The organism is Geobacillus sp. Sah69, from assembly GCF_001414205.1.
GTDB lineage: Bacteria > Bacillota > Bacilli > Bacillales > Anoxybacillaceae > Geobacillus > Geobacillus stearothermophilus.
The window spans coordinates 96,414-119,417 of sequence record NZ_LLKS01000032.1 but is presented as its reverse complement, the minus strand read 5'-3'; the positions used below and the strand labels follow the sequence as shown (position 1 = coordinate 119,417).

Below are 23,004 nucleotides of genomic sequence, written 5' to 3'. Positions count from 1 at the left end.
TTCCTCCATTTTCACATCATCATATACGGGTTCGTATCGACGGTGATGGCCGCTCCGCCATGGGCGGCATCGGCTTGGTAGCGGTCGATGACCGCTTTGAGCGCCGCCGTTACATTCGGTTCCCGTTTGTATTTTATCATGCACTGGTAACGATATCTATCGTGAAGGCGGGCGATCGGCGAGGCGACCGGACCGAGAACGACCGCCTCGTTTGACAGCTGTTTGCGCATGTAGGCGGCGATTTTTTCCGCCGTCTTGGCGGCAGCCGGCGCTTCCTGGTGGGCGACCGTGATGAGCGTCAAGTAGTAGTACGGCGGATAACCGTGCGCTTTGCGCAGCATCATCTCCTGCCGATAAAAGGCGCGATAGTCATGGCGGGCGGCAAGCTCGATGCTGTAATGGTCGGGCGTGTACGTCTGAATGACGACTTCACCCGGCAGCTCATGCCGTCCGGCGCGCCCGCTCACTTGTGTCAGCAGCTGAAACGTTTTTTCCGCGGCGCGGAAATCGGGCAAATGCAGCATCGTGTCAGCCGCCAGCACGCCGACGAGCGTGACGTTTGGAAAATCGAGCCCTTTGGCAATCATTTGCGTGCCGAGCAAAATATCGGCTTCCTTGGCGGCAAAACGGGAAAGCAGCTCTTCATGCGCCCCTTTGCGTCCGGTCGTGTCGACATCCATGCGGATGACGCGCGCTTTCGGCAGCAACCTCGTCAGTTCTTCTTCCACTTTTTGCGTGCCAGTGCCAAAAAAGCGGATGTGTTCGCTTCCGCACGACGGACAGCGGGGGGCAAGCGGCTCTTCATGCCCGCAATAATGGCATTTCATCCGCTCGCCGGCGCGATGGTACGTAAGCGAGATGTCGCAATGCGGACAACGGATGACGTAGCCGCAGCCGCGGCACATGACAAACGTTGAATAGCCGCGCCGGTTTAAAAACAGCACCGCCTGCTCGCCGCGTTCGAGCCGCTGTCGCAACCCGTCAAGCAGCCGGCGTGAAAACATGGAGCGGTTGCCGCTGCGCAGTTCCTCGCGCATATCGACGACATGGACCGACGGCAAACCTTGGCGGCTGACGCGCTCCGGCAGCTCAAGCAGCTCGTACACCCCTTTGGCGGCGCGGGCGAACGTCTCAAGCGAGGGGGTGGCGCTGCCAAGCACGACCGGGCAGCTGTGGCGGCGGGCGCGGTAAATGGCGACATCGCGCGCGTGGTAGCGCGGCATTTCTTCTTGCTTATAGCTCGTCTCATGTTCTTCGTCGATGATGATCATCCCTAAGTTTTCAAACGGGGCAAACACGGCTGAGCGCGCACCGACGACAAGCTGCACTTCTTTCCGGTGAATTTTCCGCCATTCGTCGTATTTTTCCCCGATGGACAGCCCGCTGTGGAGCACTGCCACCTTCGGACCGAACCGCCCCTTAAACCGCTCGACCATTTGCGGCGTCAGTGAAATTTCCGGGACAAGGACAATCGCCTCTTTCCCTTGGCGCAGCACTTCGTCGATCGCCTGCATGTACACTTCCGTCTTCCCGCTCCCGGTGACGCCGTAAAGCAAAAACGTGCGGTGCTCTCCGGCGCGCACCGAAGCGGCGATTTTCGCCAACGCCGCTTCTTGTGCCGGAGTGAGCGCCGGCGGCTCACTCGGCTGAAACGTGCGATGTTCGTACGGGTCGCGGTACACCTCGACATCGTTCAGCACCACCAATCCTTTGTCGACGAGCGCTTTCAGCGGCGCTGAGGAAACGCCAAGCGCCGCTTGCAGCTCGGCAACCGGCACCGCTTCCCCTTTTTCAAGCAAAAACGAAAGCACGTCCTTTTGCCTTGAAGGCAGCGCCGCCAGCGCGTCGTTTGCCTGTTTGTCCGGAACGGCCAAACGCGCATGCTTCACCGTTTTCTTGCCTGCTTTTTCTTTCACTTCGTAAACGGCTTCAAGCACACCTTGCTGTACCGCTTTTTGCGCCGCCCGCCATAAGCTGGCGGCTTCAATGTCTTTCCAAGCCACTTCCATTTGATGGACAAACAGCGGCTTTAGGTCGTCCGGCAATGCTTCCCGATTTCGTTCATCCGTCAAGCGGAGCGTTTTTTCATATTTCGCCCGCATCGCCGCCGGCAGCATCGCCTGGTACGCCGAGATGGCGAAACAGAGCGTCGTTTCCGTTAAATAGCGGCCAAGATCCAGCAGCTCTTCGTTTAACACCGGCACGACATCAAGCACATGCTCAATCGGTTTCAGCTGCTTGATGTCGGAATGGTCTTTCACCTCGACGACAAACCCTTGCAAACGCCGCGCCCCAAACGGCACCGTCACCCGCATGCCCGGCTGGATGACGCCTTGCCAGCGCTCCGGGATCGCATAATCGAACGGGCGGTCCGTCTGCCGGGACGGAACATCGACAATCACGGAGGCGACTTTCATCGAATCCCCTCGATATAGGCGTGTATTTCTTTTAAAATTTCCTCGGCCGCCTCGCGTTTTGTCATGAGCGGCAGCGGCCGAACGACGCCGTCGCGGCGGAAGATGGTGACGATGTTCGTATCGCCGGCAAACCCTGCGCCTTCTTCGGTGACATTGTTGGCGACGACCATATCGAGCCGCTTTTCTTCCAGTTTTTTTAACGCATACTGCTCAAGGTTGTCCGTCTCAGCGGCAAATCCAACCAAAATCTGCCCCGTTTTCCGCTCGCCAAGCGCCTTCAAAATATCGACCGTCCGCTCCATCTCGACGACATAACCGCCCGGTTGCTTTTTAATTTTGGAAGCTGCGACATATTTCGGCCGATAATCGGCGACCGCCGCCGCTTTGATCACGATGTCCGTTTCCGCAAAGCGAGACAAAACCGCTTCATACATTTCTTCCGCCGATTCAACCGCCACCGTCTCGACGCCATCGGGCGATGGGAGCGCCGTCGGTCCGGAGACGAGCGTCACCGAAGCGCCGAAGCGGGCCGCCGCTTCGGCGATGGCGTAGCCCATTTTTCCGCTCGAATAGTTAGAGAAATAGCGGACTGGGTCGAGCTTCTCCCGCGTCGGCCCGGCGGTGACAAGAATGCGCTTCCCGCGAAACAGCGGCGGATCGCCGGCAAAAAACCGCTCGATATGGGCAATGATGTTCTCCGGTTCCTCGAGACGCCCTTTGCCGATGTAGCCGCACGCCAAGTAGCCTTCCGACGGTTCGATGAACCGGTAGCCGAACTCACAGAGCCGCTCCATGTTCGCCCGAACGGCCGGATGCTCGTACATATGAACGTTCATCGCCGGAGCGATCCAGACGGGCGCTTTCGTCGCCAAAATCGTCGTCGTCACCATATTATCGGCGATGCCGGCGGCCAGCTTCGCCATCGTATTGGCCGTCGCCGGCGCAACGAGGACGAGATCCGCCCAGTCCGCCAAATCGATATGGGCGATGACGGCCGGGTTGTTTTCGGCAAATGTATCGACATACACTTCCTGGCGCGACAATGCTTGAAACGTGAGCGGTGTAATGAACTGGCACGCCCCTTCTGTCATGATCACTTTTACTTCAGCGCCGCGCTGGACGAGCTGGCTGGTGAGCACCGCCGCCTTGTACGCCGCCACCCCCCCGGTCACACAAAGCAAAATATGTTTTCCCTTGATCATGTTGGCCACCCCCCGACATTGAAAAAAATAACAACCTAAAGCTAGGTTGTTATTTTTCCTCTTCCACTAATTCGACCTTGTCACCGGCAATTTCCTCGAGCGCCTGGCCGACAAATTTTTTCGACACCGGCTTTTTCACCATCAGCTCCGCACCGTCCTGCAACTCGCGTGCCCGTTTGGCCACCACCGTGACAAGCTTATACTTGGAGTCCACTTTTTGCATCAGCAAATCGATGGAAGGATACAGCATCGTCATTCCACCCCCAACATCCGTTTATATCGCTCGGCGACGCGTTCGCGCCGGCAATGCTCAGCCGTGACAATCGCCTTGATCCGCTCGCAGGCGAGCTCGACTTCATCATTTTCCACGACATAGTCGTACGCATCCATCATTTCAAGCTCCTCTTTCGCCGCCCGCAGCCGATTTTCAATCAGCTCTTTCGACTCGGTGCCGCGTCCGATGATCCGCTTTTCAAGCTCCGTGAGACTTGGCGGGGCCAAGAAAATGAAGAGCGCCTCTGGAAACGCCCGCCGCACTTTCATCGCTCCTTGCACTTCGATTTCCAAAAACACGTCTTTCCCTTCGGCGAGCGTTTTTTCCACATAATCAATCGGCGTCCCATAATAGTTGCCGACATACTCGGCCCATTCGAGCAGCTTGTTTTCCCGAATCATTTGTTCAAACTGCTCGCGCGTCCGAAAGAAATAGTCGACGCCTTCCACTTCGCCTTCGCGCGGCTTGCGTGTTGTGACGGACACTGAATAATGAAGCTTGATGTCAGGACGCGAAAACAGCGCTTTGCGCACCGTCCCTTTGCCAACGCCGGACGGCCCTGACATGACGATTAACAATCCACGTTCGCTTTTCAACGTTGAAAACCCTACCCTTCCTCGGAGAAATCATCGCTTCCGTACAAGCGGTTCGCCACCGTTTCCGGCTGTACGGACGATAAAATGACGTGATCGCTGTCGGTGATGATGACCGCGCGCGTTCTTCGGCCGTGCGTCGTGTCAACGAGCTTGCCGCTTTCGCGCGCATCTTGGATGATCCGTTTAATCGGCGCCGAATCAGGGCTGACAATCGTAATGATGCGGGCGGCTGACACCATGTTTCCGTACCCAATGTTAATAAATCTCATCATGACGCGCCCACCTGCCATATGTCATAGTTTTGCCGCCGGCAAGCCGCCTTAAACGGTTTATTCCACGTTTTGCACCTGCTCGCGCATTTTCTCAAGCACGCTTTTCATCTCAACGACTTGCGCGGCGATCAAGCTGTCGTTCGCCTTGGCGCCGATCGTGTTCACTTCGCGGTTCAACTCTTGCACCAAAAAGTCAAGCTTCCTCCCGATCGGTTCGTCCGCCTCAAGGACGTCCGTCATTTGCGCCAAATGGCTGCGGATGCGTTTCAATTCCTCGTGAATGTCCGCCTTTTCCGCAAACACCGCCACTTCTGTGAGCAGCCGCGCTTCATCAACCGGAGAAGGCGCCCATTCGCGCAGGCGGCGCGCAAGCCGCTCGCGGTATTGCTCGACTACAAGCGGCGCCCGCTGCTCAATGACTTCCACCCCAGCTTCGACTTCATGAAGGCGGGCGCGCAAATCCGCGGCCAGCGCCTCCCCTTCGCGCCGGCGCATGGCCACAAGTTCCCTTGCCGCTTCATCGACAGCGGCCAAAAGCAGCGGCTCGACCTGCTCGTTCGCTCCTTCCTCTTCCACCACTTCGACGGCCCCATCAAGCCGAAGCAGCTCGGCCGCCGTCACGCTGCCGTCAATGGCAAATCGCTTTGCGGCTTCCTGCACTCCGGCCCAATACTGGCCAAGCAAATCCCAATCGATATGTACGCTCCGTTTCACAAGCCCTTCTCCGGCGATCGTGACGAACACTTCCACTTTTCCGCGTCGCACGTACGGTGAAATTGCTTTTTTTATTTTATCCTCAAACACGAGCCATTGTCTAGGGAGGCGAATGGAAATTTCACAAAACCGGTGGTTGACCGATTTCATTTCCACCGCCACCGTCAAGCGATCCGTTTTTTTCGTGCTCGCGCCAAAACCAGTCATGCTGTAAACCATGCCATCACATCCGTTGCGTCGTTGATGAAAAAGAAAAGGTCATAGAGCGCTCCTCTATCACCTTTTTTATTATAACATATCCATCCTTTTATTTTCTCGTAAAAAGCGAGCCGGCAAACAAAAAGGTCGGCAAGGCGGACAAACCGATGATGAGCAGCCAATCGACGGCCGCAAGCGGCTTCGTATGGAACACGGCAGCCAGCGGCGGGTAGTAGATCACGACCAGCAGCAACAGCAGCGACACGATCACCGCTGCAACGAGATACATGTTGCCGAACGGACTGCGGTCAAAAACCGAATGGTCGCAACGGCAGTCGAACACATGGATCAATTGGGCCAACACAAGCGTCGCAAACGCCGCTGTCTGGGCGTAAACGAGATCCTCGCCGCTCCGTTCATAGGCGGTCAGAAACGCAGCCAGCGTAACAACGCCGATCAAAAAGCCGCGGCTTACGATTTTCCAGCCGAGCCCGCGGGCGAACACCCCTTCATCGGGACGGCGCGGCGGCCGCTTCATCACGTTTTCTTCTGGTTGGTCGAGCCCGAGCGCCATGGCTGGCAAACCGTCGGTGACAAGATTGACCCATAAAATTTGAATCGGCACGAGCGGCAGCGGCAAGGCAAGCAGCATCGCAAACAACATGACGAGAATTTCCCCAACGTTCGAGGCGAGCAAGTAGCGGATAAACTTGCGAATGTTTTCGTAAATGTTGCGCCCCTCTTCGATCGCGGCCTCAATCGTCGCAAAGTTGTCATCCAACAAAACGAGCGACGCCGCCTCTTTCGCCACTTCCGTCCCCGACCGGCCCATCGCGACGCCAATATCCGCCGCTTTCAATGCCGGCGCGTCGTTCACCCCGTCGCCGGTCATGGCGACAATATGACCGCGGCGCTTAAAGGCGTTGACAATTTTCAGCTTATGCTCCGGGGAGACGCGGGCAAACACATAAATATTATCGACCTCGCGTTCGAGCTCATCGACCGACAGCTTCGACAACGTCGCCCCATCCATCACTTTTCCGCCAGGCGGCAGCACGCCAAGCTGTTGGGCGATGGCGGTGGCTGTCAACACATGGTCGCCGGTGATCATCACCGTTTTCATGCCTGCCTCTTTGCATCGCGCCACCGCCTGCTTCACCTCCGGCCGCGGCGGATCGATCATGCCGGCGACGCCGAGAAACCGAAGCTTCGTCTCCGCCTCCTTCTCCGACTCGATCCGTTCCGTTTCCGCAAGCGGCCGATACGCAATGGCAATCGTGCGCAAGGCGGAAGACGCCATCTGGCGAATCGCCTTCTCAATCGTCTCTTTCCACGCCGGGGTCAGCGCCTGCTCGTGCCCGTTCCATTCCAGACGGTCCGCCCGCTCAAGCAGCACATCGGGCGCCCCTTTCGTCACGACAAACCGACGGCCGTTTCGGTCGCGAATGATGACCGTCATCATTTTCCGCTCGGAATCAAACGGAAACTCCCGCTCGATCGCATACTCACCTAGCAGACTTCGTTTTGTAATCCCCGCCTTCGCTGCCGCGACCAGCAGCGCTCCTTCCGTCGGATCGCCGTCGATGTAGCGCCGGCCGTTTTCCTCTTTCAACTCCGAACTATTGCAAAGCACCCCCATTGTCAATAGGCGAGCGAGCTCGGGAACGCGGTTCGGATCAACCGTCCGGCCGCGTTCAGAAAACTCGCCATCCGTTTCAAGACCAGCGCCGCTTACCGCAAATGTCCGCCCGCCTGCCCATACTTGCGTGACGGTCATCATGTTTTCCGTCATCGTCCCCGTTTTGTCGGAACAAATGACCGAAGCACAGCCGAGCGTTTCCACCGCCGGAAGCTTGCGGACGATGGCGTTCCGTTTGATCATCCGCTGCACGCCAAGCGCCAAGACGACCGTCACAATGGCCGGCAACCCCTCCGGAATGGCGGCGACCGCGAGCGACACACCAGCCAAAAACATTTCATACAGGTCGTGCCCTTGAATGACACCTACGGCCACGACCGCTGCCGTCAGCGCCAATGCGACGAAAAGCAAAATTTTCCCAAGCTGCTCAAGCCGGCGCTGGAGCGGGGTTGCCCCCGCATCCGCCTCTTCGAGCATCGTTGCGATTTGTCCCATCGCTGTTTTCATCCCAGTGGCGATAACAATCCCGACCCCATTCCCCCTTGTCACGAGCGTCCCCATAAACGCCATATTGTGCAAATCGCCGAGCGACGCCTGTTTCGTATGAAGCGGGGCGGCGGATTTGGCCACCGGCACTGATTCGCCCGTCAGCGCCGACTCCTCGATTTCCAGGCCGGCCGCCTCAATCAAGCGGATGTCGGCCCCGACCCGGTCGCCGCTTGCAAGTCTCACCACATCGCCGACAACAAGCTCGCGCGTGGGGACTTTCACCCACTCCCCGCCGCGCAACACAACCGCTTGCGGAGCGGACAACCGTTTTAAGGCGGCAAGCGACTTTTCCGCCCGCCGCTCCTGGATAAACCCGAGAATGGCGTTCATGATCACGATGACGACAATCGCCACCGCATCCACATACTCGCCTAAAAACGCGGAAATCACCGTCGCCAAAAGCAACACAAGCACCATAAAATCTTGAAACTGGCGAAAAAAGACAACGATGGCCGACTCCTTCTTCCCTTCCGCCAGCTCGTTGTACCCGAACTGCCGCAGCCGTTTTTCCGCCTCCGCCGCCGTAAGCCCGGTTTTGATATTCGTCTTCGTCTCGTGCGCGACATCTCTTGCCGCGAGCGTATGCCATTGCATCTGTCTCCCTCCGTCCTTCCATTTTTTCGCACGCCGTTCCCGCTTCTCTATGTTTATTCATACATGTCCCAAAAAATGATAGTCCCCGCCATGATGTTTAGCGACACAAACATAAGGAGTCATGGGGCCCTTTGCCACGCCATCTCCCCCATAAGGGAAAAAATCGTGTCAAAAAAGCGAGCCTCCCCATTTTATGCAACATGTTCGTCGGGCATCTTCGTCCGTCTTCAGGTAATATTCAAAGAAATGTTCAAAACGGCGGGTCGTATGGTAAGATCGAAATAGCAAACAAACGAAATAGAAAGGTGTTTTCTATGTCCTTTGACGGAGTGTTTACGTACGCCATTGTCGGTGAACTCGAAGAGGCGCTTGCGGGCGGGCGGATCACGAAAATCCACCAGCCGTCGGCGTATGAGATCGTGCTGCTTGTGCGCGCCCGGGGCCATAACCATAAAGTGATGCTGTCGGCGCATCCGACGTACGCGCGCGTCCATTTGACAAACGAAACGTACAACAACCCATCCGAGCCGCCGATGTTTTGCATGCGGCTGCGCAAACAGTTGGAAGGAAGCATCATCGAGTCGGTCCGCCAAGCCGATTTCGACCGCATCATCATCATCGATGCAAAAGGCCGCGATGAACTCGGCGATCTGCAGACGAAGCGGCTCATCATCGAAGTGATGGGCCGCCATAGCAACATCATCCTCGTTGATGCATCGACCAACACGATCATCGACAGCTTGAAACATTTGCCGCCGTCGGTCAACCGCTACCGGACGGTGCTTCCCGGGCATCCGTACGTCGCCCCACCGACGCACGGCAAGCTGAACCCGCTTGAGGCGACGGAAGAAATGGTGCTGAAAAAAATCGACTTTCACGCCGGCAAGCTCGCCCATCAGCTTGTTTCCGCCTTCAGCGGCATTTCGCCGCTATTTGCCAATGAGGCGGTGTTCCGCGCTGGACTCGCCAACCGGACGACGCTGCCAAAAAGCTTTCTTTCGCTCATCGATGACGTGCGCGGCCGCCGCTTTGCCCCGATGATGTACACGAACGGGGAAAAAGAATGGTTTTACGTTTTGCCGCTTAAGCACTTAAAAATCGAAGGCCAACCGTTTGCGAGTGCAAGCGAGCTATTGGACCGCTTTTATTTCGGCAAGGCCGAGCGCGACCGCGTCAAGCAGCAAGCCCATGACATCGAGCGGCTCATGGCGAACGAAAAGGCGAAAAACGAGAAAAAGCTCCTAAAGCTCGAACAGACGCTCGAAGAAGCAAAGAAAGCCGACGTTTATCGACTGTACGGCGAACTGCTCACCGCCCATTTGTACGCCGCAAAGCGCGGCATGACGGAAATCGAGGTCGCAAACTACTACGACGAAAACGGAGGCACGGTCACCATTCCGCTCGACCCGCAAAAATCGCCGTCCGAGAACGCGCAACAGTACTTTCAAAAATACCAAAAAGCGAAAAACTCGCTCGCCGTCGTGCAACAACAAATCGAGCGGACGAAAGAAGACATCGCCTATTGCGACACGATTTTAAGCCAGCTCGAAACCGCCTCGCCGAAAGACATCGAGGAAATCCGCGACGAGCTCATCGAACAAGGCTACTTGCGCCCGCGCGCGGCCAAAGGAGCGAAAAAGCGGAAAACCGCCGTCCCTGAGCTCGACCGCTACGTCGCAAGCGACGGCACGGAAATACTCGTCGGCAAAAACAACAAACAAAACGATTATCTCACGACCAGACTCGCCCATAAGGACGATGTTTGGCTGCATGTGAAAAACATCCCTGGCTCGCACGTCGTCATCCGGAGCAAGCAGCCGTCTGACGAGACGCTCCTCGAGGCAGCAAACTTGGCCGCCTACTTCAGCAAAGCCCGCCACTCCGGGTCGGTGCCTGTCGACTACACGCGCATCCGCTATGTAAAAAAACCGAGCGGCGCCAAGCCGGGATTTGTCATTTACGAAAACGAGCAAACGCTCTACGTCACACCGGATGAAGAACTCGTCCGCACCATGAAACAGAGGCAAAAAGAACAAGCGGCGAAACCATCGTAAACGCGCCCCAATGGCCGCCCAACACGGCATCGGGCGATCCGCGCGAACTCCCGCAAACCGAAACGGTCTAGCGCCGCATAAAAGACAGCGGGCTGTCTGTAAGACCAGCTGCATTGGCCTTACGGACAGCCCGCTTTGCAAACTTGTCGAGTCAACCACAAGCCGCCATCGCGAATGCAATTTGTTATCTTCAATCATCGTTGCCGTTTTGGATATGGTATAATAATGAAAAAAGCGAGGGAGATCCGATGAATCCAGAACCATCCAAACTGTATACGTATGCCGATTATATTCAATGGGATGGGCGTTGGGAGCTTATTGATGGAAAAGCTTACAACATGAGCCCTTCACCAACGTGGGAGCATCAGTTTACCGTTATGGAACTATCGTTCGCATTTCGTTCGTACTTTCAAAATAAAGATTGCTACGTTGCCATTGCTCCTTTTGATGTTCGTCTCTCCGAAAACGATGACTACACATATGCAAAACATGTCGTTCAACCCGATATTTCTGTCATTTGCAATCGAAACAACTTAACACCAAACGGCTGTTTAGGCGCACCAACACTCATTGTCGAGGTTCTTTCTCCGTCTACAGCATTAAAAGATCGAAATGAAAAATTTAAACTATACGAACAATTTGGTGTAAAAGAATATTGGATTGTTGACCCTTTGTATAAAACGATTGAAGTATTTGGGTTAGAAGATGGATTTTTTAAAAAAAGAGAAGCGTTTGGGGAAAATGAAACCATCATCTCTTTTCTATTTACCGATTGTTCTCTCGAGGCGAGGCGATTATTTTTTCAATAAAAATATCCGTATAGTCAAAAAATAAATTAAATCTAATATAGAATATTAAAAATTTATAATAAAAAAATATTAAAATATAAATGAAGGAGGCGATAAATATTTTAGTAACAAGAGTTGAACAACATCAAATTAATTCCTATCATTACTTATATCATTATTGTAATGATTTATGTTTCAAATCTAAAAATCTTTACAATTATGCTAATTACATTGTTAGACAAGAGTTTATAAATAACAATGAATGGATTCGTTATAATTCATTAGATAAGATGTTGAAACATAAACAAGTTTATAAAGAATTACCTGCTCAAACATCGCAACAAATATTAAGATTGCTAGATAAGAACTGGAAGTCATTTTTCAAGGCTATAAAGGATTGGAGTAAAAACAAAGAAAAATATTTGGGTAAACCAAAGTTGCCTAAATATAAAAAGAAAAATGGGCGTAATGTGGTGATTTTTACTAATCAACAATGCAAAATTAAAGATGGATATATTAAATTTCCAAAAACTGATTTAAAACTAAAAACAAAGGTTATTGAAGGATTGCAACAAGTGCGAATTGTACCAAAGGGTAGTATTTACGTAATTGAAGTTGTTTATAAAAAAGAAATTCCAAATATGATTCGTGAAAGTAATCGTGTTGTAGGTATTGATTTAGGATTAAACAACTTTGTAACTATGGTAAATAACATCGGTGAAACACCGATTGTTATTAATGGCAAAGGAGTCAAATCCATAAATCAATACTACAACAAACAAAAAGCGTATTTTCAAAGTATTTTAAAGAAACAAAATGGATTGAATTGGAGTAAAAGACTAGAAAAATTAACATTAAAACGAAACAATAAAATTAAAGACTTCATGCATAAAGCAAGTAGATATGTTGTAGATTGGTGTGTTAAGCATAATATTGATACGATTGTTATTGGTAAAAATGATAATTGGAAACAAGAGGTTGATTTAGGGAAACGATTAAATCAAGCGTTCGTTCAAATTCCTTATGATATGTTTATTGAACAATTACAATACAAATGTGAAGAAGTTGGAATTAAGGTTGTGTTAACAGAAGAATCATATACAAGTGGAACATCGTTTTTAGATGGCGAAGCTCCAATCAAAGAAAATTATGATAAGAACAGAAGAATTAAGAGAGGTTTATTTAAATCCAATAAAGGTATTTTAATTAACGCAGATGTCAATGGAGCATACAACATCATGAGAAAAGTATTCCCAAAGGCGTTCGCCAATGGGGTAGAGGGTGTAGGGTTACACCCTGTTAAGCTAAATGTAGCTTAACAAAGAATAATGTTTAATAAAAGATTTTAATATAATTGAACAGGCGTRTTGWTTATSCAWTARWWTCSARWKKRTMTAGMAMMAMGRGCACCTTTCCTGTAGAATGTGAGTARCGACACAAACAAACCCAGGAGGTGCTCTCTATGAACAAGCATACCACACTCCCGAATTTGATGCAAAAACTTGTTTCGGATGAAGAGATTCAACTGATTGCCGAAGCGGTTGGGTATCGTGATTCGTCTCGAACCTTTACGTTGCGCGAGTTGATTCACTTCTTCCTGCTGGCCGCCATGCATCAATGGAAAAGCTTTCGCCACGGAGCCGATGTGGGGCCTCTGTATGGATTGCCGCGATTCCATTATTCCACAGTATCCAAGAAAGCGAAAGAAGTTCCCTATGACATCATGAAACGCTTGTTGGCGTTGATCATTTCCAAGTGCAACCGCCAAACCCGCCGCTCGCTTCGGTTTCCCAAACCGCTTCGGGTGGTGGATTCGACGACCGTCACGGTCGGGAAAAACCGCCTGCCATGGGCGCCATATCACGGCGAACGCGCCGGAGTGAAGCTGCACGTCGCGTATTCGCCGGAATCCTCGCTGCCGGCAGACGTGGTGGAAACCATCGGACTGCGTCATGATGGCCCGGTGGGAGAACAGTTGACGAACGCTCAACAAGTGCTCGTGGAAGACCGGGCGTATTTCAAAATCGAACGCCTCGATCGATTTGTGGAGCAGCATCAGCTCTTTGTCATTCGAATGAAGGACAACATCGAACTTCATCAGAAAAAAAGCTTGAAACGCCTTTCCAGCACATCCTCATCGGTTCAAGCCGACTTCACGTGCCAGTTGGGGACGAAACAATGCCGCTCCACCAAGCGTCACCGGGTAGTGATCTTTCGAGATGCGAATGGCCGCGACATTCGGGTCGTGACGAACCTCTTCCATGCGTCTGCGGAAACCATTGCCGACATGTACCAACAACGTTGGACTGTTGAGGTCTTTTTCCGTTGGGTGAAGCAATATCTGAATGTCCCGACCTTGTTTGGCACGACGGAAAATGCGGTATACAACCAACTGTTTGCGGCGTTCATCGCGTATGTGTTGCTGCGATGGCTGTATGATCAAACCAAAAAACAGACGAACGTCTCTCTTTCCTTCATTTCGTTCGTTCGCCGTTTTTTCTCTGGGCAGCTTCCTCTCGATTGGAAATCCGGGATGGCCGCTGCTTTGTTTGAGTATGCCCAAATTTATGGAAGGCGTATGTATAATTTTGGATAATCAACACTCGTGATGCGAACACTTTCATATAAATATTTTACGCGAAAGGCGCACCGCAATGCATGCGCGATTGTGGCGATTGTTTGACTATTGTTTGTCCATTTCATGACAGACGCCGCGGCAAACAACGGGAGCACTCAGCTCCCCGTCCCGCGGTACCTCCTGACCCCGGCGCTCCAGAGCATCACGGCGATGATGAAAAACAACATGCCGACAACCGGGGTCAAAAACGCATAACCATACCATTCCTGCTTATGGAGAAAATACGAAGCTGGATAAACGCCGACAAAGGCAAACGGCAGCACCCACGTTAATATATAGCGGATGACGCGGTGATAAATATCGACCGGATAGCGGCCGTAGCTGCTGATGTTGTACATCATCGGCATGATGGATGTGCGGGCGTCGGCAAAAAAACTGATCGTCGCCAGTGAAATGAAAATGCCGGCGTAAATCAATGCACCGCCAATCACAAGCAAAATAAACACGAAGACATCATACCAATGAAATGAAAGAGACAAGCGGCTGCCGGCATACAGCATAATGATCAGCCCGGGCACAGCGCCAAGCAACGATTCGAGCTCCATCCGCTCCAAAATGATCTGGAACAGGCTGTGAACCGGGCGCGTCAACACGCGATCCATTTCTCCCTGAACAATGTAGCGCTCGTTGAAATCCCATAGATTAAAAAAGGCGCCAAATACGGCGTACGGCACAAGGAAAAAGCCATAAATAAACAACATCTCATCGCGCGACCAACCGTGAAGCAGCGTCGTATGGCCAAACACGACGAGCAAGAACACCAAGTTGACCGCCTGCGCCATGAAGTCGGACAACCATTCAATCAGCAAATCCGCGCGGTATTGCCATTTTGTCTTCATGTACTGGGCCATATATTGAAAAAAAACCGATACGTAAAACAAAGTCTACCCCCCTTGCACAACGAGCCGTTTTTTCGCCACCCGCCATAACAGCACAATCGGAAACCATAACAGCACGCACCATGCCGCCTGCAGAAGCAGGCCATCACGGACAGCAGCTCCTTGAAAACTTTCTGTGATGATCATGCTTGGAATGTAGCTGATGGCTTGAAACGGCATATACGCCATGAGCTGTTGCGCCCAATCCGGGTAAAACGACAACGGCAAAATCAGACCGGAAAATAGATCAATAATAAACCGTTTCGCCCTCAGCAGCCCTTCATTTCGGAACGTAAAAAATGTCACGACTCCCGCAAGCAAGTTCAGCTCCGAAAAGATGATAAAGCTGAATAGAAGCGACAAGCCGAAAGACAGCCATGTTTTGGCGTGTTCCGGAAACTCGAGCGGCAAAAAGAGCGAGACAACCAGCAACCCCGGCAACGATAGGAAGAACAAGCGGAACAACCCTTCGCCAATCCCTTGCACCGCTTTCATCCCTAAATAGCTGTACGGACGGATGAGTTCCGTCGCTATTTTTCCATCGCGGATTTCCATCGCGATTTCGCGGTCAAGGTTGTTAAAATAAAACGCCCGCGCCAGCCAGGAAATGGCGACATACGTCGTCATTTGCCCAAGCGACATTCCTTGCATCGATGATTTGCCGCCATAAATAGCCGACCAAAGGAAGTAATACGCTGAGATGTTAATGGCGTAAATCAAAATGCCAGTATAATAGTTTGTCCGGTAGGCAAGCATCATTAAAAAGCGGATGCGGATCATCTCGACATACTTACCCATTAGCCGCACCTTCTTGATAAATATTGCGGATGATCTCCTCCGTCGGCACTTCATGAATGTGGATGTCTTGCAGTGGATAGCGGGCGGCGACGCGGCTGACGACTTCCGGCACGCCTCCTGATGGAACGTGCGCCACCCAAACGTTCGGCTGTTCACCTTGTTTCCAATTAACATCCAATCCAGTTGTCAGCTCCTGCAAGGCAACGAGGGGGGCTTCTTCAACAAATGTAAACGAAATCCGTTTTCCTTGGCCCCATTTTTCTTTCAACTGCCCGAGCGAACCGTCATAAATGATTTTCCCTTCATCAAGCATAATCACCCGCTCGCAAAGCGCTTCAATGTCTGACATATCGTGCGTCGTCAGCAGGATCGTCGTGCCATACCGTTCATTCAATTGCTTTAAAAACTGGCGGATGTTCAGTTTCACCAGCACATCCAAACCGATGGTCGGCTCGTCCAAAAACAACAGCGGCGGGTTGTGAATGAGGGCGGCGGCGATCTCGCAGCGCATCCGCTGGCCAAGCGACAGCTTGCGCACCGGCTTGTCAAGGAGCGGACCGATGTCTAGCATCTCGATGACTTCGCCCATATGACGGCGATATTGCTCATCGGGGACGCGGTATACTTTTTTTAACAGACGAAACGATTCTTGCACGGCGATGTCCCACCATAATTGCGAGCGCTGGCCGAAGACGACGCCGATCGTCCGCACAAATTTCTCCCGCTCTTTATGCGGATTCATCCCGTTGACGACAATGCGCCCGGATGTCGGCGTTAAAATGCCGGTCAACATTTTGATCGTCGTTGACTTGCCGGCGCCGTTTTCGCCAATATAGCCGACGATCTCTCCTTGCCTGACCGCAAACGAAATGCCGTCCACCGCCCGGATGGTCGCATAACGGCGCGTCCATAAATCGCGAAACGCTCCGACGAGGCCGGAGCGGCTTTTGTGCACTTTAAATTCTTTGCGCAATTGTTCTACTTCGATGGCGTTCATCGTTCTCCTCCTGCCTCTTCATCACATCAACATCAAAAAGGACGTCATCCGCCCTTCTCCTATGTTGCAATTATACATAAATCGTTGCTATTTTCACCTTTTTTGTTTTTCCAGACAAGTGTGCGCGCTATGGTAAAATAAAGAGGCAGTCATCGGGAACAGGAGGATGAAGCGATGCAATGGACAAAATCGGAGCAATTGTATGAAGAAGCGCTCCAGCACATCGTTGGCGGGGTGAACAGCCCGTCCCGCTCATACAAAGCGGTCGGCGGCGGTGCCCCAGTCGTGATGGAGCGGGCGCAAGGGGCGTATTTTTGGGATGTGGATGGAAACAAGTACATCGACTACTTGGCCGCCTACGGACCGATCATCGCCGGGCACGCCCATCCGCACATCGCGGAAGCCATCCGCCGCGCCGCCGAGACCGGTGTGTTGTACGGCACGCCGACGCCGCATGAGATTACATTTGCGAAGATGTTGAAAGAGGCGATTCCGTCGCTTGAGAAAGTCCGCTTTGTCAACTCGGGGACGGAAGCGGTGATGACGACAATCCGCGTCGCCCGCGCCTACACCGGACGAAGCAAAATCGTCAAATTCGAAGGCTGCTACCACGGCCATTCGGACCTTGTACTTGTCGCCGCCGGCTCGGGGCCATCGACGTTGGGGACGCCGGATTCAGCCGGCGTGCCGCAAAGCATCGCCCAAGAAGTCATTACCGTGCCATACAACGATGTCGACTCATTCCGTGAAGCGATGAATGTTTGGGGCGAACAAGTCGCCGCCGTATTGGTTGAGCCGATCGTCGGCAACTTCGGCATCGTCCTACCAAAACCGGGCTTTTTAGAAGCGATCAATGAGATTGCTCACAAGGAAGGGGCGCTCGTCATTTACGACGAAGTGATCACCGCCTTCCGCTTTATGTACGGCGGAGCGCAAAACTTGCTTGGTGTGGAGCCCGACTTGACGGCGATGGGGAAAATTATTGGCGGCGGTCTGCCGATTGGGGCGTACGGCGGACGCCAGAACATTATGGAACAAGTCGCTCCGCTCGGACCGGCGTACCAGGCCGGGACGATGGCCGGCAACCCGGCATCGATGCTTGCGGGCATCGCCTGCCTTGAGGTGTTGAAACAAGAGGGCGTCTATGAGCATCTCGACCGATTGGGAGCCATGCTGGAAGAGGGCATCCTTGCCCATGCTCGCCAATGCGGCCTTCCGGTGACCGTCAACCGCTTAAAAGGCGCGCTCACCGTCTTCTTCACGGACGAAAAGGTGGAAAACTACAAGCAAGCCCAGCGCAGCGACGGCGAGTTGTTTGCGAAATTTTTCAAGCTCATGCTCAAACAAGGGATCAATCTCGCGCCATCGAAATATGAAGCATGGTTTATCACCCTCGCCCATACAGAAGACGACATCGCCTATACGATCGAGGCGGTCGGCAAGGCGTTTCGGCAGCTATAAGCGCTTGCGCCTCCGTCACCCTCGTCAAACAGCGCCCGCGTCAGGCAGGCGCTGTTTTGTTTTCACTGCATTTGTTGACAATTTTGTGAACAAAGCAGGAGAACAGGAAAGGGTCATTGATTTCCACCTGCCTGCATGATATGATAAACATCAAATTCTGAAAATTAAGACTCGTATTTTTCATCCAGCAAGCAGTGGAGGAGGTGACCGGCGCCGAGGGGAGAGCGCCCTCCCGACCGCGCCTAAGTATACATGGAGCAACGTACATATCGTTCGGCAAACGAAGCGAACCAACGCGGCGCCATACTGTTGGCGGCAATGGAAAAGCGGAACATCCCGACCAACGAACATGTCCAAACTGTCCTTCAGGCGCTTGCCCAATGGGGCGCAAAAGGAAACGCTGCGATTCAGCTGGACATCCCGCGCAAACTATGGATGGAAAAACTCGCGAATGCTGGACAAAATCCGGAAATTGCAACAAACAGCTATTTCACCGTCGGCCATATACACGTTGCGCCTTCCGCTGATGCTGAGCGGGTTCGGGCGCACCTTCGCCAATTGTGCAAACAGTTCGGCTTCATTCTTCTGTTCGAAACCATCCGGCCATCCGCAGATGAAAGCGCCTTGTTTTGGCAAATCGCCATGCTGCCAGGCGATGTATTTTCGTTATCAGACCGCTTGTTTCGACTGACGGCCGCTATGGAACGCGAGCCGCACGTCCGCGTTGCTTCGCTCGGCCACACTCATGTGATCTATCAAGCATATACACTGGCTGATTTGTTGCGCGAACCGGATGTATCCCATCCGTTTTTCGCCTCAGCCGCTTCGTTCGCCTATGCCAATGGGGCGGAGTCTTTCTTTTGCCATCAGCGGCTCGGTTCAGCCGGCATGCTTGTCCATTGCGGGGAAATGTCTGTTGGCGCTGTGGAAACGCTTATTTACGACCACGGTTACAGCCTGCTCGAGGCAGCCAGAGCTGCCTTTTGGCCCGACGCGGCCAAACGACACAGCTTGCCGTCTATCGGACAGCTGCCGGCATGTTTGGCCGCCAGCTTCGAACAAGAAGCCGTATGGGTCGCCGGAACAGCCGGAGCGCTTTGGAAAACGGATGATTCCTCCCGTGTATTCATCGCCTCTCGTCCGCAGGGCGGCCATGCTGAACCGCTCGCTCCCGGCCAGCCGCTGGCGCTCATCCGTTCCACAACGGGGCGAACCCAATGGCTGAATGGCGACCATTTCCTCCAATAGATGGCAATCCGCCTCTCCAATCGGCGCGATGCACATGCTCCGATCGCCTTTTGATCCTTCACGCCCTGCTGATTTCGGCAGGGCGTTATATTTTTTTTCTTGCACTCATATCTAAAAGTGTGTATAGTACTGAATGGTCTACGAAAATGGAAAAGGAGAGGTTTCCATAGATGAAGCTCGGTGCCCGCATTTTCAAAACGGGGATCGCGGTGGCGCTCGCCTTGTTTTTGGCGGCGCTCTTTCACTTTCCGTCACCGGTGTTCGCCGGCATTTCCGCTGTATTTGCCATGCAGCCAACCATTTATCGCTCATATTTGTCACTCATCGAACAAATGCAGGCGAACGTGATCGGCGCCTTGTTCGCGATTGCGGCGGTTCTTATCCTCGGCCGCGACCCGCTGGTCGTCGGCTTGACGCTCATGGTTGTGATCGCTCTTTGCCTAAAAATGCGCCTTGAATCGTCGACAATTTCCGTGGCGCTTGTCACCGTCATTGCCATTATGGAATACACGGATCGCCAATTTATCGAATTTGCGGCCATCCGCTTTTTAACGATTATGTTCGGCATTTTCGCCGCCTTTCTTGTCAACTTGATTTTCTTGCCGCCAAAGTATGAAAAGAAATTGTACGAAAAAATTCGCGATGAGACGGAAGCGATTTTGAAATGGATTCGCCTTTGTCAACAGCAGGCGACCGATCATCATCACTTAAAGGACGAGATCGAAACGTTGCACGAGGAAATGACGAAACTGGAGCACTTGTATTTAATGTATAAAGAAGAACGCACCTATTTTCGACGCCAACGCTTCCAAAAGTCGCGCAAGCTTGTGCTGTATCGGCAAATGATTGCCTCAGCCGACCGGGCGCTGTCCGTATTAAAATGGCTCCACCGCCTTGAGAATGAGTTGGGCCGCCTGTCCGACCCGTTTCGCCATGCCATCTTCCTGCACCTTGGCAGCCTGGTTGGGTATCACGAGCAAATGTTGCTGAAGTTTGTTCATCAAGCAAAGCCGCTTCCCCATCACATGTGGGCAGAAGGCATCGATCGCGAACGGGGGCAGCTCGCTTCCATGATTTACGCCGACGGGCAGCCACCTTCCGATTACCGCTTATTTTCGTTACTCGGCGCCATTATTGATTATGGAGACCGGCTTGAGCATTTAGACAAGTTAATTGATAGTTTTCACCATTACCATTACGATGACGAATTGGCCAAACAGCTCGAAAAGTCGGCAGGCGGCCGCTCCTAGCAGGCCGCCTCTCTCAATTTTTCATCCGCGGGTCAAGCGCGTCGCGCAGCCCGTCGCCCATTAAGTTAAAGCCAAGCACCGTCAGCATGATCGCCAATCCAGGGAAAATCATCGTCCACGGTGCTTGGGTCAAGAAGTCTTTGGCATCAGACAACATTTTCTTAATATTTTTGCTTACTACTGCAACTGCTGGATCGTCAACAAATGATAATAGCTTCCTCCCTTTTCCATCAGTTCCTCATGCGCGCCTCTTTCGACAAAAAAGCAGAAAAAACCTGCCAGCGGTGCCGAACAGGCTTTTTTCACGCCGCTATTTATTTTTGGTAAGCTTGAAACATCGCGTACCATTTGTCGATAAACTCGGGCGCAAACGGCCCTTTTCGCTCTTGAATCCAGCCGACAAGCTTATGGACGTTGTCTTTTAAAATGCGGTCAATCACATTCGGATAGTGCATCTCGCGGCGGTGCCGTTCGTACTCATCCTCATCGAGCAGCATATACGTCATGTCCGGAAACACTTTAATGTCTAAATCGTAATCGATGTATTTGAGCGCTTCCTCATCCCAAACAAACGGTGAACTTAAATTGCAGTAATAATACACCCCGTCCTCACGGATCATGGCGATAATGTTAAACCAGTGCTTAGCATGAAAAAAACAAATCGCCGGCTCGCGCGTCACCCACGTCCGGCCGTCTGCTTCCATGACGAGCGTCTTGTCGTTGCCGCCGATCACATAGGATGGCGTTCCTTTTAACACGATCGTTTCGTTCCAAATGCGGTGAATCATCCCATTATGTTTGTAGCTATGGATTTGAATGATTTTCCCTTCCCGAGGATATGCCGGCATCATTCTTCCCCACTTTCCGACGGGAGCTTTTCTTCTGTATTATACCGTGTTCTTTTGGCAATGAAAAGAAAAGCAGGCCGATTTGCCCAGGCCGGAACGGCCAAGCGGCCGCTCCGTCTAGGCTCTGGACGCCATCTGTCCGAAAAATGCGCGGCGGATGTCTTCGACTTGCTGCTTCATTCGCCGCACTTCCTCGCGAAGCGCGGAGGTCGGCGCTTCGCGTTCGAGCTCGTCCAACTCGCGAGCAAGCTGGTCGCAACGCTCCATCTCATGCCGCAAAAACAGCGCTTCGTCCCCGGCATTCATCCACCCATGCCCCATCATTCTTCCTCCATTCTCCCTTCCCCTTTTGCCTCCTGGCTTTAACAAAACAGTTCGCTCCTTAAGCCGTTAATCCCTTTCGCTAATCTTGCAAAAGAGTGGCGGTTTTTGTCGCAAAAAAAGCAGGGGCGCGCTGCCCCTGCTTTTTCCTTCCATCTTCGGCCTATCGCCTGCGCTCTTGTAGCAACATACGCCGTCGTCACAACCGCCAGGCGTCAGCCATGGATGATCGTTGGTTATTGATTGACATTTTGCGCTTTGCGAGCTTCCGCTTGCGCATTTTGTTGTTTTACTTGTTGCACATTCGTCTCAGCCGCAAATTCCGTTGCGAATTGGCCTGCTTGAGCAGCTTGAGCCGATTGGGCATTTTGTTGTCTTACTTCTTGAATGTTCGTGCCAGCTACTGTTTTGTTCGGTTGTTTGGCCATTGTTCTCACCTCCACATGCCTTACTATGCCCCGAAGGTGACGGACTTATCCGTGGACACTACAAAAGCAAAGATCTTCCACCATCAACAATAATCGTCTGCCCACGAATCATCTCGGCGGCATCGGATAATAAAAACAAAACGGCGTTGACGAGATCGTCCGGTTTGACTGGGCGCCCAGCTGGCGTGTTGGCCGCCGCATCGGCGAGCAGCTCGTCGCGGTTCGGAAAATGCTTCAACGCCTCCGTATCAACTGCTCCGCCGGAAACGGCGTTGACGGCGATGTTTTTCGGCGCCAGCTCGACAGCTAAGTAGCGGGTCAACGCTTCCAGAGCGGCTTTCGAGACGCCGACCGCCGTATAGTTTTCCAAATAGCGGATCGACCCAAGCGAGCTAATGCTCACAATTTTCCCGCCGCCAACCCGCTCCATCCGTTTCGCCGCTTCTTGGGCGCAAAAGAGAAGCGCTTTGCTGTTGATGTTCATCGTCCAGTTCCAATGCGTTTCCTCAAGTTCCAGCGCCGGGCGCAGCACGCCGGAGGCAGCGTTGTTCACGAGCACGTCGACCCGTCCGAACGTTTCATCAATTTTGGCAAACATCGCCCGGATTTTCTCGACATCGCCAACGTTCGCTTTGACGACGAGCGCTTTTCTCCCGAGCGCTTCAATTTCACGAGCCGTTTCTTCAGCAGCGGTTTTGCTGCGGGCATAATTGACCACGATATCATATCCTTCTTGCGCCAGCCGCATCGCAATGGCTTTGCCGATGCCGCGGCTGCTTCCTGTCACGACCGCTACTTTTCCACTCATGTTTTTCCGCCCCTTTACGTATAATATAGCCG

21 protein-coding genes and 1 pseudogene are annotated in these 23,004 nt (G+C 52.7%); 7 read left to right on the top strand and 15 right to left on the bottom strand.

All coding sequences use genetic code 11. The features are described from left to right. Positions 1 to 11 precede the first annotated feature (11 nt). The 7 genes from priA to AP057_RS07030 form a co-directional block, all read right to left on the bottom strand. Entirely contained in the window at positions 12 to 2,417 is a 2,406-nt protein-coding gene (gene priA, locus AP057_RS07060; protein ID WP_033016071.1) for a primosomal protein N', read from the bottom strand. Further along, complete coding sequence (gene coaBC / locus AP057_RS07055) at positions 2,414 to 3,619, bottom strand: bifunctional phosphopantothenoylcysteine decarboxylase/phosphopantothenate--cysteine ligase CoaBC (protein WP_033016073.1); 1,206 nt, start codon at positions 3,617 to 3,619, stop codon at positions 2,414 to 2,416. Before coaBC ends, priA begins: the two co-directional genes overlap by 4 nt. 49 nt (positions 3,620 to 3,668) lie before the next feature. Next, positions 3,669 to 3,869 (bottom strand): DNA-directed RNA polymerase subunit omega, encoded by a 201-nt coding sequence (gene rpoZ, locus AP057_RS07050; RefSeq protein ID WP_011230668.1) that lies wholly within the window; start codon positions 3,867 to 3,869, stop codon positions 3,669 to 3,671. Positions 3,870 to 3,871: 2 nt separating this feature from the next. Further along, positions 3,872 to 4,489, bottom strand: coding sequence for a guanylate kinase (gmk, locus tag AP057_RS07045; protein WP_080706534.1), 618 nt, complete (start codon positions 4,487 to 4,489; stop codon positions 3,872 to 3,874). Positions 4,490 to 4,500: 11 nt separating this feature from the next. Further along, entirely contained in the window at positions 4,501 to 4,779 is a 279-nt protein-coding gene (gene remA, locus AP057_RS07040; protein WP_055358401.1) for an extracellular matrix/biofilm regulator RemA, read from the bottom strand. A gap of 39 nt (positions 4,780 to 4,818) precedes the next feature. Next, positions 4,819 to 5,694, bottom strand: coding sequence for a YicC/YloC family endoribonuclease (locus AP057_RS07035; protein ID WP_055358400.1), 876 nt, complete (start codon positions 5,692 to 5,694; stop codon positions 4,819 to 4,821). 88 nt (positions 5,695 to 5,782) lie between these two features. Continuing rightward, positions 5,783 to 8,455 carry a calcium-translocating P-type ATPase, SERCA-type gene (locus tag AP057_RS07030; protein WP_055358399.1) on the bottom strand — a complete coding sequence of 891 codons (2,673 nt, stop codon included), beginning with the start codon at positions 8,453 to 8,455 and terminating at the stop codon, positions 5,783 to 5,785. A gap of 314 nt (positions 8,456 to 8,769) precedes the next feature. On the opposite strand from AP057_RS07030, the gene AP057_RS07025 reads away from it, so the two are divergent. From AP057_RS07025 to AP057_RS07010, 4 genes are all read left to right on the top strand, one after another. After that, a complete protein-coding gene (locus AP057_RS07025) occupies positions 8,770 to 10,509 on the top strand; it encodes an NFACT RNA binding domain-containing protein (protein WP_055358398.1) in 1,740 nt (579 codons plus the stop codon). A gap of 248 nt (positions 10,510 to 10,757) precedes the next feature. After that, positions 10,758 to 11,318 carry a Uma2 family endonuclease gene (locus tag AP057_RS07020; RefSeq protein ID WP_033016078.1) on the top strand — a complete coding sequence of 187 codons (561 nt, stop codon included), beginning with the start codon at positions 10,758 to 10,760 and terminating at the stop codon, positions 11,316 to 11,318. 80 nt (positions 11,319 to 11,398) lie between these two features. Further along, positions 11,399 to 12,616 carry an RNA-guided endonuclease TnpB family protein gene (locus AP057_RS07015; protein WP_055358397.1) on the top strand — a complete coding sequence of 406 codons (1,218 nt, stop codon included), beginning with the start codon at positions 11,399 to 11,401 and terminating at the stop codon, positions 12,614 to 12,616. A gap of 143 nt (positions 12,617 to 12,759) precedes the next feature. Further along, complete coding sequence (locus tag AP057_RS07010) at positions 12,760 to 13,893, top strand: IS4-like element IS5377 family transposase (RefSeq protein ID WP_015375695.1); 1,134 nt, start codon at positions 12,760 to 12,762, stop codon at positions 13,891 to 13,893. 137 nt (positions 13,894 to 14,030) lie between these two features. Here the strand turns inward: AP057_RS07010 and AP057_RS07005 are convergent, their stop codons facing one another. From AP057_RS07005 to AP057_RS06995, 3 genes are read right to left on the bottom strand one after another with little or no spacing between them, the layout of a single operon-like run. Further along, on the bottom strand, positions 14,031 to 14,816 hold the full coding sequence (locus AP057_RS07005; RefSeq protein WP_033016713.1) for an ABC transporter permease: 786 nt from the start codon (positions 14,814 to 14,816) through the stop codon (positions 14,031 to 14,033). Between the two features lie 3 nt (positions 14,817 to 14,819). Continuing rightward, positions 14,820 to 15,611: an ABC-2 family transporter protein gene (locus AP057_RS07000; protein WP_055358396.1), complete on the bottom strand. Its 792-nt coding sequence runs from the start codon at positions 15,609 to 15,611 to the stop codon at positions 14,820 to 14,822. Continuing rightward, on the bottom strand, positions 15,604 to 16,608 hold the full coding sequence (locus AP057_RS06995) for an ATP-binding cassette domain-containing protein (RefSeq protein ID WP_055358395.1): 1,005 nt from the start codon (positions 16,606 to 16,608) through the stop codon (positions 15,604 to 15,606). Before AP057_RS06995 ends, AP057_RS07000 begins: the two co-directional genes overlap by 8 nt. 174 nt (positions 16,609 to 16,782) lie before the next feature. Here AP057_RS06995 and AP057_RS06990 point away from each other — a divergent pair, with 174 nt between their 5' ends. The 3 genes from AP057_RS06990 (at position 16,783) to AP057_RS06980 (ending at position 20,567) form a co-directional block, all read left to right on the top strand. Then, positions 16,783 to 18,069: a glutamate-1-semialdehyde 2,1-aminomutase gene (locus AP057_RS06990; protein WP_033016710.1), complete on the top strand. Its 1,287-nt coding sequence runs from the start codon at positions 16,783 to 16,785 to the stop codon at positions 18,067 to 18,069. Between the two features lie 252 nt (positions 18,070 to 18,321). Beyond that, positions 18,322 to 19,317 (top strand): hypothetical protein, encoded by a 996-nt coding sequence (locus tag AP057_RS06985; RefSeq protein WP_055358394.1) that lies wholly within the window; start codon positions 18,322 to 18,324, stop codon positions 19,315 to 19,317. A gap of 170 nt (positions 19,318 to 19,487) precedes the next feature. After that, on the top strand, positions 19,488 to 20,567 hold the full coding sequence (locus AP057_RS06980) for an aromatic acid exporter family protein (RefSeq protein ID WP_055358393.1): 1,080 nt from the start codon (positions 19,488 to 19,490) through the stop codon (positions 20,565 to 20,567). A 13-nt stretch (positions 20,568 to 20,580) separates the two neighbouring features. On the opposite strand, the pseudogene AP057_RS16185 reads toward AP057_RS06980, so the two are convergent. From AP057_RS16185 to fabL, 5 genes and pseudogenes are all read right to left on the bottom strand, one after another. Beyond that, positions 20,581 to 20,727, bottom strand: a pseudogene (locus tag AP057_RS16185) (ABC transporter permease); the annotation flags it as partial. 154 nt (positions 20,728 to 20,881) lie between these two features. Continuing rightward, the gene (locus tag AP057_RS06975) at positions 20,882 to 21,415 is read right to left on the bottom strand and encodes a DUF402 domain-containing protein (RefSeq protein ID WP_055358541.1); all 534 of its coding nucleotides are present in this window, start codon (positions 21,413 to 21,415) and stop codon (positions 20,882 to 20,884) included. Between the two features lie 117 nt (positions 21,416 to 21,532). After that, entirely contained in the window at positions 21,533 to 21,736 is a 204-nt protein-coding gene (locus tag AP057_RS06970; RefSeq protein ID WP_230581390.1) for a YgaB family protein, read from the bottom strand. 236 nt (positions 21,737 to 21,972) lie between these two features. Next, positions 21,973 to 22,164 carry a gamma-type small acid-soluble spore protein gene (locus tag AP057_RS06965; RefSeq protein WP_055358392.1) on the bottom strand — a complete coding sequence of 64 codons (192 nt, stop codon included), beginning with the start codon at positions 22,162 to 22,164 and terminating at the stop codon, positions 21,973 to 21,975. Between the two features lie 58 nt (positions 22,165 to 22,222). Then, positions 22,223 to 22,972, bottom strand: a complete 750-nt coding sequence (gene fabL / locus AP057_RS06960) for an enoyl-[acyl-carrier-protein] reductase FabL (protein ID WP_033016705.1) — start codon at positions 22,970 to 22,972, stop codon at positions 22,223 to 22,225. Positions 22,973 to 23,004: the final 32 nt, after the last annotated feature.

What these genes read in the sequence shown, in the direction of transcription:
- priA (WP_033016071.1), bottom strand. Translation starts at nt 2,417, where the DNA reads ATGAAAGTCGCCTCCGTGATTGTCGATGTTCCGTCCCGGCAGACGGAC.
- coaBC (WP_033016073.1), bottom strand. Translation starts at nt 3,619, where the DNA reads ATGATCAAGGGAAAACATATTTTGCTTTGTGTGACCGGGGGGGTGGCG.
- rpoZ (WP_011230668.1), bottom strand. Translation starts at nt 3,869, where the DNA reads ATGCTGTATCCTTCCATCGATTTGCTGATGCAAAAAGTGGACTCCAAG.
- remA (WP_055358401.1), bottom strand. Translation starts at nt 4,779, where the DNA reads ATGGCAGGTGGGCGCGTCATGATGAGATTTATTAACATTGGGTACGGA.
- AP057_RS07035 (WP_055358400.1), bottom strand. Translation starts at nt 5,694, where the DNA reads ATGGTTTACAGCATGACTGGTTTTGGCGCGAGCACGAAAAAAACGGAT.
- AP057_RS07030 (WP_055358399.1), bottom strand. Translation starts at nt 8,455, where the DNA reads ATGCAATGGCATACGCTCGCGGCAAGAGATGTCGCGCACGAGACGAAG.
- AP057_RS07025 (WP_055358398.1), top strand. Translation starts at nt 8,770, where the DNA reads ATGTCCTTTGACGGAGTGTTTACGTACGCCATTGTCGGTGAACTCGAA.
- AP057_RS07020 (WP_033016078.1), top strand. Translation starts at nt 10,758, where the DNA reads ATGAATCCAGAACCATCCAAACTGTATACGTATGCCGATTATATTCAA.
- AP057_RS07015 (WP_055358397.1), top strand. Translation starts at nt 11,399, where the DNA reads ATGAAGGAGGCGATAAATATTTTAGTAACAAGAGTTGAACAACATCAA.
- AP057_RS07010 (WP_015375695.1), top strand. Translation starts at nt 12,760, where the DNA reads ATGAACAAGCATACCACACTCCCGAATTTGATGCAAAAACTTGTTTCG.
- AP057_RS07000 (WP_055358396.1), bottom strand. Translation starts at nt 15,611, where the DNA reads ATGGGTAAGTATGTCGAGATGATCCGCATCCGCTTTTTAATGATGCTT.
- AP057_RS06995 (WP_055358395.1), bottom strand. Translation starts at nt 16,608, where the DNA reads ATGAACGCCATCGAAGTAGAACAATTGCGCAAAGAATTTAAAGTGCAC.
- AP057_RS06990 (WP_033016710.1), top strand. Translation starts at nt 16,783, where the DNA reads ATGCAATGGACAAAATCGGAGCAATTGTATGAAGAAGCGCTCCAGCAC.
- AP057_RS06985 (WP_055358394.1), top strand. Translation starts at nt 18,322, where the DNA reads ATGGAGCAACGTACATATCGTTCGGCAAACGAAGCGAACCAACGCGGC.
- AP057_RS06980 (WP_055358393.1), top strand. Translation starts at nt 19,488, where the DNA reads ATGAAGCTCGGTGCCCGCATTTTCAAAACGGGGATCGCGGTGGCGCTC.
- AP057_RS06975 (WP_055358541.1), bottom strand. Translation starts at nt 21,415, where the DNA reads ATGCCGGCATATCCTCGGGAAGGGAAAATCATTCAAATCCATAGCTAC.
- AP057_RS06970 (WP_230581390.1), bottom strand. Translation starts at nt 21,736, where the DNA reads ATGGGGCATGGGTGGATGAATGCCGGGGACGAAGCGCTGTTTTTGCGG.
- AP057_RS06965 (WP_055358392.1), bottom strand. Translation starts at nt 22,164, where the DNA reads ATGGCCAAACAACCGAACAAAACAGTAGCTGGCACGAACATTCAAGAA.
- fabL (WP_033016705.1), bottom strand. Translation starts at nt 22,972, where the DNA reads ATGAGTGGAAAAGTAGCGGTCGTGACAGGAAGCAGCCGCGGCATCGGC.